Source organism: Erwinia sp. PsM31 (assembly GCF_030433775.1).
Lineage (GTDB): Bacteria > Pseudomonadota > Gammaproteobacteria > Enterobacterales > Enterobacteriaceae > Erwinia > Erwinia aeris.
In genome coordinates this window covers 16,260-29,068 of record NZ_JARUWZ010000043.1, presented here as the reverse complement: position 1 = coordinate 29,068, position 12,809 = coordinate 16,260, and the positions used below count along the sequence as shown (strand labels likewise).

8 protein-coding genes and 1 pseudogene are annotated in these 12,809 nt (G+C 53.7%); all 9 read left to right on the top strand.

Annotated features, from left to right (window positions below; genetic code table 11):
- Positions 1-218: pseudogene (gene tuf / locus QCD69_RS21355) on the top strand (elongation factor Tu); the annotation flags it as partial.
- A gap of 229 nt (positions 219-447) precedes the next feature.
- The gene (gene secE, locus QCD69_RS21350) at positions 448-831 is read left to right on the top strand and encodes a preprotein translocase subunit SecE (protein ID WP_253456291.1); all 384 of its coding nucleotides are present in this window, start codon (positions 448-450) and stop codon (positions 829-831) included.
- 1 nt (position 832) lies between these two features.
- Complete coding sequence (gene nusG, locus QCD69_RS21345; RefSeq protein ID WP_024966040.1) at positions 833-1,378, top strand: transcription termination/antitermination protein NusG; 546 nt, start codon at positions 833-835, stop codon at positions 1,376-1,378.
- A gap of 163 nt (positions 1,379-1,541) precedes the next feature.
- Positions 1,542-1,970, top strand: coding sequence for a 50S ribosomal protein L11 (rplK, locus tag QCD69_RS21340; RefSeq protein WP_125290943.1), 429 nt, complete (start codon positions 1,542-1,544; stop codon positions 1,968-1,970).
- Positions 1,971-1,973: 3 nt separating this feature from the next.
- Positions 1,974-2,678: a 50S ribosomal protein L1 gene (gene rplA, locus QCD69_RS21335; RefSeq protein ID WP_125290944.1), complete on the top strand. Its 705-nt coding sequence runs from the start codon at positions 1,974-1,976 to the stop codon at positions 2,676-2,678.
- Positions 2,679-3,092: 414 nt separating this feature from the next.
- The gene (rplJ, locus tag QCD69_RS21330; protein ID WP_125290945.1) at positions 3,093-3,590 is read left to right on the top strand and encodes a 50S ribosomal protein L10; all 498 of its coding nucleotides are present in this window, start codon (positions 3,093-3,095) and stop codon (positions 3,588-3,590) included.
- A 59-nt stretch (positions 3,591-3,649) separates the two neighbouring features.
- Positions 3,650-4,015 carry a 50S ribosomal protein L7/L12 gene (gene rplL / locus QCD69_RS21325; protein ID WP_253456287.1) on the top strand — a complete coding sequence of 122 codons (366 nt, stop codon included), beginning with the start codon at positions 3,650-3,652 and terminating at the stop codon, positions 4,013-4,015.
- 320 nt (positions 4,016-4,335) lie between these two features.
- Positions 4,336-8,364 (top strand): DNA-directed RNA polymerase subunit beta, encoded by a 4,029-nt coding sequence (rpoB, locus tag QCD69_RS21320; RefSeq protein WP_253456284.1) that lies wholly within the window; start codon positions 4,336-4,338, stop codon positions 8,362-8,364.
- A gap of 77 nt (positions 8,365-8,441) precedes the next feature.
- A complete protein-coding gene (gene rpoC / locus QCD69_RS21315) occupies positions 8,442-12,662 on the top strand; it encodes a DNA-directed RNA polymerase subunit beta' (RefSeq protein WP_125290948.1) in 4,221 nt (1,406 codons plus the stop codon).
- The last annotated feature ends 147 nt before the right edge of the window (positions 12,663-12,809 follow it).

Genomic DNA, 12,809 nt, shown 5'->3' with positions numbered 1-12,809 from the left:
TCTTCAAAGGCTACCGTCCACAGTTCTACTTCCGTACAACTGACGTGACCGGTACTATCGAGCTGCCGGAAGGCGTTGAGATGGTTATGCCAGGCGACAACATCAAAATGGTTGTTACCCTGATCCACCCAATCGCAATGGACGACGGTCTGCGTTTCGCAATCCGCGAAGGTGGTCGTACCGTTGGCGCGGGTGTTGTTGCTAAAGTTATCGCTTAATCGCTGATAATATTTGACGCAACGCACAAGAAGAGGGCATCATTTGATGCCCTTTTTGCACGCTGTAACATAGAACCTGGCTCATCAGTGATTTTCAACCATAATCATTGCTGAGGCAGGCTCTGTAGCACGGCGTTATATGCCGAGTTTCGCCTGAGCGCATTATTCGGTTCGGTTGCCGCGTATTACGGGGCAAAATAGTTTCTGATCTATTGTGGCAGGTTGGTTTATGAGTGCTAATACCGAAGCTCAAGGGAGCGGGCGTGGACTGGAAACGGTAAAGTGGTTAGTGGTGGCGCTGCTGCTGCTCGTGGCCGTGGTTGGCAACTACTACTATCGTGAAGTCACCCTCCCGCTGCGCGCGCTGGCCGTTGTAATCCTGATCGCAGCAGCAGGTGGCATTGCGCTGCTGACGACGAAGGGCAAAGCAACCCTGGCTTTTGCCCGCGAAGCGCGCACAGAAGTTCGCAAGGTTATTTGGCCGACTCGTCAGGAAACGTTGCATACCACGTTAATCGTTGCCGCGGTTACTGCCGTGATGTCACTGATTTTGTGGGGACTGGATGGTATTCTGGTCCGTCTGGTATCGTTTATCACTGGCCTGAGGTTCTGAGATGTCTGAAGCTCCAAAAAAGCGCTGGTACGTCGTTCAGGCGTTTTCCGGCTTTGAAGGCCGTGTAGCCCAGTCGCTGCGCGAGCATATCAAATTACATAACATGGAAGAGCTTTTTGGCGACGTCATGGTGCCAACCGAAGAAGTGGTTGAAATCCGTGGCGGTCAGCGTCGCAAAAGCGAACGCAAGTTCTTCCCGGGCTATGTTCTGGTACAAATGGTCATGAACGATGCAAGCTGGCACTTAGTGCGCAGCGTGCCGCGCGTCATGGGTTTCATTGGTGGTACATCCGATCGTCCGGCACCTATTAGCGATAAAGAAGTCGACGCGATCATGAACCGCCTGCAGTCTGCTGGCGATAAGCCACGTCCGAAAACCCTGTTTGAACCAGGTGAAATGGTCCGCGTTAACGACGGTCCGTTTGCCGACTTCAACGGTGTGGTGGAAGAAGTGGATTATGAAAAAAGCCGCCTGAAAGTTTCCGTTTCCATCTTTGGCCGCGCTACGCCGGTTGAGCTGGACTTTGGACAGGTTGAGAAAGGCTGATCGGCCTGCATAAAATGTAAGCCGATAACCAGAATAACGGTTGCGGAAGGCGCGAAATTGCCCTACAATTTCGCGCCTTTTGTTTTTATGCGCTGCTACAGCGCGTGAATATTAATTACGGGGAGCTCTTTGCCGAGCGATTGAACCCAATAGAGGAATTATCATGGCTAAGAAAGTACAAGCCTACGTCAAGCTGCAGGTTGCAGCCGGTATGGCAAACCCAAGTCCGCCAGTAGGTCCGGCACTGGGTCAGCAGGGCGTTAACATCATGGAATTCTGTAAAGCGTTTAACGCCAAAACAGAATCCGTTGAGAAAGGTCTGCCGATCCCGGTTGTTATTACCGTTTATTCTGACCGTTCTTTCACCTTCGTTACCAAAACGCCTCCGGCAGCTGTACTGCTGAAGAAAGCGGCGGGTATCAAGTCTGGTTCCGGCAAGCCGAACAAAGACAAAGTAGGTAAAGTATCACGCGCTCAGGTACGTGAAATCGCAGAAACCAAAGCTGCGGACATGACTGGTGCTGACGTTGAAGCGATGACTCGCTCAATCGAAGGTACTGCTCGTTCCATGGGCCTGGTGGTAGAGGACTAAGAAATGGCTAAGCTGACCAAGCGCATGCGCGTGATCCGTGACAAAGTTGATGCAACTAAACAGTATGACATCAACGAAGCTGTCGCTCTGCTGAAGGAACTGGCAACGGCCAAGTTCGTAGAAAGCGTTGACGTAGCAGTAAACCTGGGCATTGATGCTCGTAAATCTGACCAGAACGTGCGCGGTGCAACCGTACTGCCACACGGTACCGGTCGTTCAGTACGCGTTGCCGTATTTACCCAGGGCGCAAACGCTGAAGCTGCTAAAGCAGCTGGCGCAGAGCTGGTAGGTATGGAAGATCTGGCTGACCAGATCAAAAAAGGCGAAATGAACTTTGACGTGGTTATCGCCTCTCCGGATGCGATGCGCGTTGTTGGCCAGCTGGGCCAGGTTCTGGGCCCACGCGGTCTGATGCCAAACCCGAAAGTTGGCACCGTAACGCCAAACGTTGCTGAAGCGGTTAAAAACGCTAAAGCGGGCCAGGTTCGCTATCGTAACGACAAAAACGGCATCATCCATACCACTATCGGTAAGGTTGATTTCGAGTCCGATAAGCTGAAAGAAAACCTGGAAGCCCTGCTGGTTGCGCTGAAAAAAGCGAAACCTTCTCAGGCGAAAGGCGTTTTCATCAAGAAAGTTAGCATCTCCACCACTATGGGTGCGGGTGTGGCAGTTGATCAGGCTGGCCTGAACGCTGTAGCTAACTAATCTGCTTTACGCGGGCGAAATTTTCGACTAGAATCTTTGGCCCGTTGTTCTGTAAATATACAGAACCTCTATTTAAGTCAATCGGACCGAGACAAGGCGGCAAAGCAGTGAATCGCCGGGAGCATAGCCCGCTATGTAACTGGTGTGAACGAGAGCGGCCAACGCAGTATCCGAATGACGCAGAATAGACAGAATTTTCGGTTGGAGCCTGGCCTTATCCAGGCCTCCGTCCAAGACCGCAGGTGTTTCGAAAGGAACTTAATTTCCTGCGTAGACGGTGACAGAACCTGAAGAATATTTTTATAGTCTTTGCTGGATTCTGCTCACCGTGTTTGAGCGCCTGCTGACTTCGGTCGCAGGTGATGTGAGTTCCGGGGGAATCCTTCCCCGGTCAAAATCCAGGAGCAAAAGCTAATGGCATTAAATCTTCAAGACAAACAAGCGATTGTTGCTGAAGTCACCGAAGTAGCCAAAGGCGCGCTGTCTGCGGTAGTTGCGGATTCCCGCGGCGTGACCGTAGACAAAATGACTGAACTGCGTAAAGCAGGTCGTGAAGCTGGCGTTTACATGCGTGTTGTTCGCAACACCCTGCTGCGCCGCGTCGTTGAAGGAACTCAGTTTGAGATCCTGAAAGACACGTTTGTTGGTCCGACCCTGATTGCATACTCTATGGAACACCCGGGCGCTGCTGCTCGTCTGTTCAAAGAGTTCGCGAAAGCGAATGCAAAATTTGAGGTCAAAGCTGCGGCCTTTGAAGGTGAGCTGATCACGGCGGCGAATATCGACCGTCTGGCAACTCTGCCAACTTACGAAGAAGCGCTGGCACGTCTGATGTCGACCATGAAAGAAGCCGCTGCAGGCAAACTGGTCCGCACCCTGGCTGCCGTACGCGACGCGAAAGAAGCTGCTTAAGCTTTTTGCCCGTTGCACTTTAACGTATAAACTATTTCTGATTCACAGGAACAATTGTCATGTCTATCACTAAAGATCAAATTCTGGAAGCAGTAGCGGCTATGTCTGTAATGGACGTTGTTGAGCTGGTTTCCGCTATGGAAGAAAAATTCGGCGTTTCTGCTGCTGCTGCTGTAGCTGTTGCTGCAGGCCCGGCTGAAGCTGCTGAAGAAAAAACTGAGTTCGACGTTGTACTGAAAGCTATCGGCGCTAACAAAGTTGCCGTAATCAAAGCCGTACGTGGCGCAACTGGTCTGGGCCTGAAAGAAGCTAAAGACCTGGTTGAGTCTGCACCTGCTGCCCTGAAAGAAGGCATCAGCAAAGACGACGCAGAAGCTCTGAAGAAATCTCTGGAAGAAGCTGGCGCAGAAGTTGAAGTTAAATAAGCCAACCTTTCAGGTTGCAGCCTGAGTTAATCAGGCTGACGGCTGGTGACTTTTTGGTCACCAGCCTTTTTGCGCTGTAGAGCGTCAGTGGCGTTTCACACCGTTTAGTCACTGATTTGCTTAATGTCTTTTTCTATCGACGCCTTAATATATTGCTTCCCCGCAGGGTTCCCTGCCTTGCACGGCAACGAAATGATTTAAGAGTGATAGAAAGAGGTATTACGGAAGATGTTCATTCCGGCCCAACAAAATAGTGTTGCATGAACTGTCCCCCCTGGACGGACAGAGAGGTTCTACTTTTCAGCGAGCTGAGGAACCCTATGGTTTACTCCTATACCGAGAAAAAACGCATTCGTAAGGATTTTGGAAAACGTCCGCAGGTTCTGGACATTCCTTATCTCCTTTCTATCCAGCTTGACTCGTTCCAGAAGTTCATCGAGCAAGATCCGGAAGGTCAATATGGTCTGGAAGCGGCATTCCGTTCCGTATTCCCTATCCAAAGCTATAGCGGTAACTCTGAGCTGCAGTACGTCAGCTACCGTTTAGGCGAACCCGTCTTTGATGTTAAAGAGTGTCAGATCCGTGGCGTCACGTATTCTGCCCCTTTGCGCGTAAAACTGCGCCTGGTGATCTACGAGCGTGAAGCGCCAGAAGGCACCGTTAAAGACATCAAAGAGCAGGAAGTGTACATGGGCGAAATTCCGCTCATGACCGATAACGGTACCTTTGTGATCAACGGTACAGAACGCGTTATCGTTTCTCAGCTGCATCGTAGTCCTGGTGTCTTCTTTGACAGCGATAAGGGTAAAACCCACTCGTCGGGCAAAGTGCTGTATAACGCACGCATCATCCCTTACCGTGGTTCCTGGTTAGACTTCGAGTTTGACCCGAAAGACAACCTGTTCGTTCGTATTGACCGTCGCCGTAAGCTGCCAGCGACCATCATTCTGCGCGCGCTGAACTACACCACTGAGCAGATCCTTGACCTGTTCTTCGATAAAGTGGTGTATGAGATCCGCAACAACAAGCTGCAGATGGAACTGGTTCCTGAGCGCCTGCGCGGTGAGACTGCCTCCTTCGATATCGAAGCCAACGGTACTATTTACGTTGAGAAAGGCCGTCGCATTACAGCACGCCACATTCGTCAGCTGGAAAAAGATGGCGTTGAGCACATCGAAGTTCCGGTTGAATATATCGCGGGTAAAGTCGTCGCTAAAGATTACATCGACGAAAGCACCGGCGAACTGATCGTTGCCGCGAACATGGAGCTGTCGCTGGATCTGCTGGCCAAGCTGAGCCAGTCCGGCCACAAGCGCATTGAAACGCTGTTTACCAACGATCTGGATCACGGCCCGTACATCTCTGAGACCGTACGCGTCGACCCAACCACCGATCGCCTGAGCGCGCTGGTTGAGATCTACCGCATGATGCGTCCTGGCGAACCGCCAACGCGTGAAGCGGCTGAAAACCTGTTCGAGAACCTGTTTTTCTCGGAAGACCGCTACGATCTGTCAGCGGTTGGCCGTATGAAGTTCAACCGTTCTCTGCTGCGTGACGAGATCGAAGGTTCCGGTATCCTGAGCAAAGACGACATCATTGAAGTGATGAAGAAGCTCATCGGTATCCGTAACGGTATTGGCGAAGTGGATGATATCGACCACCTCGGCAACCGTCGTATCCGTTCCGTCGGCGAAATGGCTGAAAACCAGTTCCGTGTAGGTCTGGTTCGTGTTGAGCGTGCGGTGAAAGAACGTCTTTCCCTGGGCGATCTCGATACCCTGATGCCTCAGGATATGATCAACGCCAAGCCGATTTCTGCGGCAGTGAAAGAGTTCTTTGGTTCCAGCCAGCTGTCACAGTTTATGGACCAGAACAACCCGCTGTCTGAGATTACGCACAAGCGTCGTATCTCTGCACTTGGCCCGGGCGGTCTGACGCGTGAGCGTGCAGGCTTTGAAGTTCGAGACGTTCACCCGACTCACTACGGTCGCGTGTGCCCAATCGAAACGCCTGAAGGTCCAAACATCGGTCTGATCAACTCCCTGTCTGTTTATGCGCAGACCAACGAGTATGGTTTCCTGGAAACCCCATACCGTCGCGTTCGCGAAGGCGTGGTGACCGACGAAATTCATTACCTCTCTGCAATTGAAGAGGGTAACTACGTTATCGCTCAGGCAAACACCAACCTCGACGACGAAGGTCACTTCGTAGACGACCTGGTGACCTGCCGTAGCAAAGGCGAATCGAGCCTGTTCAGCCGCGACCAGGTTGACTACATGGACGTTTCCACCCAGCAGGTGGTTTCCGTCGGTGCGTCCCTGATCCCGTTCCTGGAGCACGATGACGCCAACCGCGCATTGATGGGTGCAAACATGCAACGTCAGGCGGTTCCGACTCTGCGCGCTGACAAGCCGCTGGTTGGTACCGGTATGGAACGCGCGGTAGCGGTTGACTCCGGTGTAACAGCCGTAGCGAAACGTGGTGGTACCGTTCAGTACGTGGATGCGTCCCGTATCGTTATTAAAGTTAACGAAGACGAGATGTACCCGGGCGAAGCCGGTATCGACATTTACAACCTGACCAAGTACACCCGTTCTAACCAGAACACCTGCATCAACCAGATGCCGTGTGTCAACCTGGGCGAGCCAATCGAGCGCGGTGACGTGCTGGCCGATGGTCCTTCAACGGATCTGGGCGAGCTGGCGCTGGGTCAGAACATGCGCGTCGCGTTCATGCCGTGGAACGGCTACAACTTCGAAGACTCCATTCTGGTCTCCGAGCGCGTGGTACAGGAAGATCGCTTCACCACTATCCATATTCAGGAACTCGCCTGTGTGTCTCGCGACACCAAGCTGGGGCCGGAAGAGATCACTGCTGATATCCCTAACGTGGGTGAAGCTGCGCTCTCCAAACTGGATGAATCCGGTATCGTTTATATCGGTGCGGAAGTGACCGGCGGCGACATTCTGGTTGGTAAGGTGACGCCTAAAGGCGAAACCCAGCTGACGCCAGAAGAGAAACTGCTGCGTGCCATCTTCGGTGAGAAAGCGTCTGACGTTAAAGACTCTTCTCTGCGCGTACCAAACGGCGTGTCCGGTACCGTTATCGACGTGCAGGTCTTTACCCGCGATGGCGTGGAAAAAGACAAGCGCGCGCTGGAAATCGAAGAGATGCAGCTGAAGCAGGCGAAGAAAGACCTGTCTGAAGAACTGCAGATCCTCGAAGCCGGCCTGTTCAGCCGTATCAACTACCTGCTGGTTTCCGGCGGCGTGGAAGCGGAAAAACTGGACAAGCTGCCGCGCGAGCGCTGGCTGGAACTCGGCCTGACCGACGAAGAAAAACAGAGTCAGCTGGAGCAGCTGGCGGAGCAGTACGACGAGCTGAAGCACGAGTTTGAGAAGAAACTCGAAGCGAAACGCCGCAAAATCACTCAGGGCGATGACCTGGCACCTGGCGTGCTGAAAATCGTTAAAGTGTATCTGGCCGTTAAACGTCAGATCCAGCCTGGTGACAAAATGGCAGGTCGTCACGGGAACAAAGGTGTTATCTCCAAGATCAACCCGATCGAAGATATGCCATACGATGAGAACGGCACGCCGGTCGATATCGTACTGAACCCGCTGGGCGTACCGTCACGTATGAACATTGGTCAGATTCTTGAAACCCACCTGGGTATGGCTGCTAAAGGCATCGGCGAGAAAATCAACGCCATGCTGAAAAAGCAGGAAGAAGTCTCCAAACTGCGTGAGTTTATTCAGCGCGCTTACGATCTGGGCACCGACGTGCGTCAGAAAGTAGACCTGAATACCTTCAGCGATGACGAAGTACTGCGTCTGGCAGAGAACCTGAAAAAAGGTATGCCAATCGCCACGCCAGTGTTTGACGGCGCGAAAGAGAGCGAGATCAAAGAGCTGCTGCAGCTCGGCGGCCTGCCTTCTTCCGGTCAGATTACCCTGTTTGATGGCCGTACCGGCGAGCAGTTTGAGCGTCAGGTTACCGTTGGCTACATGTACATGCTGAAACTCAACCACTTAGTGGATGACAAGATGCACGCGCGTTCTACCGGTTCTTACAGCCTCGTTACTCAGCAGCCGCTGGGTGGTAAGGCGCAGTTCGGTGGACAGCGCTTCGGTGAGATGGAAGTGTGGGCGCTGGAAGCATACGGCGCCGCCTATACCCTGCAGGAAATGCTGACCGTGAAGTCTGATGACGTCAACGGCCGTACCAAGATGTATAAAAACATCGTTGACGGCAACCATCAGATGGAACCGGGCATGCCGGAATCCTTCAACGTACTGTTGAAAGAGATCCGCTCGCTGGGTATTAACATCGAGCTGGAAGACGAGTAAGCACTCGAATTTGTACTGGTTACAGGACGCCCGGCCCCGGGCGTCCTGAGAAGTCTCACTCCGACGGGAGCTAATCCGTGAAAGACTTACTTAAGTTTCTGAAAGCGCAAACTAAGACCGAAGAGTTTGATGCGATCAAAATTGCGCTGGCTTCGCCAGACATGATCCGTTCCTGGTCTTTTGGTGAAGTTAAAAAGCCAGAAACCATTAACTACCGTACGTTCAAACCAGAACGTGACGGGCTTTTCTGTGCGCGTATTTTCGGGCCGGTAAAAGATTACGAATGCCTGTGCGGTAAGTACAAGCGTTTAAAACATCGCGGCGTGATCTGTGAGAAGTGTGGCGTTGAAGTTACACAGACCAAAGTTCGCCGTGAGCGTATGGGCCACATCGAGCTGGCTTCGCCGACTGCGCACATCTGGTTCCTGAAATCGCTGCCTTCGCGCATCGGTTTGCTGCTGGATATGCCGCTGCGTGACATCGAACGCGTGCTGTACTTCGAATCTTATGTGGTGGTTGAAGGCGGCATGACCAACCTTGAGCGCCGTCAGATCCTGACCGAAGAGCAGTATCTGGACGCGCTGGAAGAGTTTGGTGACGAATTCGACGCGAAAATGGGTGCGGAAGCGGTTCAGGCCCTGTTGAAAAACATGGATCTGGAGCAGGAATGCGAGCAGCTGCGTGAAGAGCTGAACGAAACCAATTCCGAAACCAAGCGTAAAAAGCTGACCAAGCGTATCAAGCTGCTGGAAGCGTTCGTGCAGTCTGGCAACAAGCCAGAGTGGATGATCCTGACCGTGCTGCCTGTACTGCCGCCGGATCTGCGTCCGCTGGTGCCGCTGGACGGCGGTCGTTTCGCTACTTCAGATCTGAACGATCTGTATCGTCGCGTTATCAACCGTAACAACCGTCTGAAGCGCCTGCTGGATCTGGCCGCACCTGACATCATCGTACGTAACGAAAAACGTATGCTGCAGGAAGCGGTCGATGCGCTGCTGGATAACGGTCGTCGCGGTCGTGCCATCACCGGCTCCAACAAGCGTCCTCTGAAATCTTTGGCCGATATGATCAAAGGTAAACAGGGTCGTTTCCGTCAGAACCTGCTGGGTAAACGCGTCGACTACTCTGGTCGTTCCGTTATCACCGTAGGGCCATACCTGCGTCTGCACCAGTGTGGTCTGCCGAAGAAAATGGCGCTGGAGCTGTTCAAACCGTTTATCTACGGCAAGCTGGAGCTGCGTGGTCTTGCTACCACCATCAAAGCCGCCAAGAAAATGGTTGAGCGTGAAGAAGCCGTCGTCTGGGATATCCTGGATGAAGTGATCCGCGAACACCCGGTCCTGCTGAACCGTGCGCCAACGCTGCACCGTCTGGGCATCCAGGCATTTGAGCCAGTGCTGATCGAAGGTAAAGCTATCCAGCTGCACCCGCTGGTCTGTGCGGCTTATAACGCCGACTTCGATGGTGACCAGATGGCTGTTCACGTGCCGCTGACGCTGGAAGCCCAGCTGGAAGCGCGTGCGCTGATGATGTCTACCAACAACATCCTGTCACCTGCGAACGGCGAGCCAATCATCGTTCCTTCACAGGACGTTGTACTGGGTCTGTACTACATGACCCGCGACTGTGTTAACGCCAAAGGCGAAGGCATGGTGCTGACCGGTCCAAAAGAAGCCGAGCGTATTTACCGCGCTGGCCTGGCGTCTCTGCACGCTCGCGTTAAGGTGCGTATCACCGAGCACGAGAAAAACGAGCAGGGCGAATGGACCTCAAAAACCAGCCTGATCGATACCACGGTTGGTCGTGCCATCCTGTGGATGATCGTGCCGAAAGGCCTGCCTTACTCCATCGTCAACCAGGCGCTGGGTAAGAAAGCGATCTCCAAGATGCTGAACACCTGTTACCGCATCCTGGGCCTGAAGCCAACGGTTATCTTTGCTGACCAGACCATGTACACCGGTTTTGCCTACGCGGCACGCTCTGGTGCGTCTGTAGGTATCGACGACATGGTGATCCCAGAGAAAAAAGTTGAGATCATCAGCGAAGCGGAAACCGAAGTGGCCGAGATCCAGGAGCAGTTCCAGTCTGGTCTGGTTACCGCGGGCGAACGCTACAACAAAGTGATCGATATCTGGGCTGCGGCCAACGAACGCGTTGCGAAAGCGATGATGGAAAACCTCTCTACCGAAGTCGTCATTAACCGTGACGGTGAGGAAGAGCGCCAGGTTTCCTTCAACAGCATCTTTATGATGGCCGACTCCGGTGCTCGTGGTTCTGCTGCGCAGATCCGTCAGCTGGCCGGTATGCGTGGCCTGATGGCTAAGCCAGATGGCTCCATCATCGAGACGCCAATTACCGCGAACTTCCGTGAAGGTCTGAACGTACTCCAGTACTTCATCTCGACCCACGGTGCTCGTAAAGGTCTTGCGGATACCGCACTGAAAACCGCGAACTCCGGTTACCTGACTCGTCGTCTGGTAGACGTAGCGCAGGATCTGGTGGTGACCGAGGACGACTGTGGCACGCACGAAGGCATCATGATGACTCCGGTTATCGAAGGTGGCGACGTGAAAGAACCGCTGCGCGAACGCGTACTGGGTCGTGTTACCGCAGAAGACGTGCTGAAGCCGGGTACGGCCGACATCCTGCTGCCACGCAACACCCTGCTGCACGAACAGCAGTGTGACCTGTTGGAAGAGCATTCTGTCGACAGCCTGAAAGTCCGCTCCGTAGTAAGTTGTGAAACTGACTTCGGCGTGTGCGCCCACTGTTATGGACGCGATCTGGCGCGTGGTCACATCATCAACAAAGGTGAGGCCATCGGCGTTATCGCAGCACAGTCCATCGGTGAGCCGGGTACTCAGCTGACCATGCGTACGTTCCACATCGGTGGTGCGGCATCGCGTGCGGCTGCTGAATCCAGCATTCAGGTGAAGAACAAAGGTACCATTAAACTCTCTAACGCCAAGTCGGTTACCAACTCCGCTGGCAAACTGGTTATCACCTCGCGTAACACCGAGCTGAAAATGATCGATGAATTCGGTCGTACCAAAGAGAGCTATAAGGTTCCTTACGGTTCTACCATGGCGAAAGGCGACGGCGAGCAGGTTGCAGCGGGCGAGACCGTAGCAAACTGGGATCCGCACACCATGCCGGTTATCACCGAAGTGAGCGGTTTCGTCCGCTTTACCGACATGATCGACGGCCAGACCATTACCCGCCAGACGGATGACCTGACCGGTCTGTCTTCTCTGGTGATCCTGGACAGCGCAGAGCGTACGTCCGGCGGTAAAGATCTGCGTCCTGCGCTGAAAATCGTTGATGCCAACGGCAATGATGTGATGATCCCAGGCTCCGATATGCCTGCTCAGTACTTCCTGCCGGGTAAAGCGATTGTGCAGCTGGAAGACGGCGTGAAAATCAGCTCGGGTGATACCCTGGCTCGTGTTCCGCAGGAATCCGGCGGTACCAAGGACATCACCGGTGGTCTGCCACGCGTTGCTGACCTGTTCGAAGCGCGTCGTCCGAAAGAGCCAGCAATCCTGGCGGAGATCAGCGGTATTATCTCCTTCGGTAAAGAGACCAAAGGCAAGCGTCGTCTGGTGATTACGCCGGTTGACGGTAGCGATCCGTACGAAGAGATGATCCCGAAATGGCGTCAGCTGAACGTGTTCGAAGGTGAACGCGTAGAGCGCGGTGACGTGGTTTCCGATGGCCCAGAGTCTCCACATGACATTCTGCGTCTGCGTGGCGTGCATGCGGTGACCCGTTACATCACTAACGAAGTGCAGGAAGTTTACCGCCTGCAGGGCGTTAAGATTAACGATAAGCACATCGAAGTCATCGTTCGTCAGATGCTGCGTAAAGCAACCATTGCAAGCGCGGGCAGCTCCGACTTCCTGGACGGCGAGCAGGTTGAAGTTTCACGCGTTAAGATTTCTAACCGTGAGCTGGAAGCCAACGGCAAAATCGCAGCGACCTATATGCGCGATCTGCTGGGTATCACCAAAGCGTCACTGGCGACCGAGTCCTTCATCTCCGCCGCTTCCTTCCAGGAAACGACGCGCGTACTGACCGAAGCAGCCGTTGCGGGCAAACGCGACGAACTGCGCGGCCTGAAAGAGAACGTAATCGTGGGTCGTCTGATCCCAGCCGGTACCGGTTACGCTTATCACCAGGATCGTATGCGCCGTAAAGCGGCAGGCGAAGCGCCTGTAGTTCCTCAGGTCACGGCCGACGAAGCGTCTGCCAGCCTGGCAGAACTGCTGAACGCGGGTCTGGGCGGCAACGACGATTAATCGTCTTTCCTGCTGACCGTAAAAACCCCACTTCGGTGGGGTTTTTTTATGCCTGAAATTTGAGGATGGGTCAGCCAGCGTCGGGATGTGGCCGTAAAAAAGCCGCCCCGGAGAGCGGCTTGCGGCCTGACTGCTCTGATTTACGTT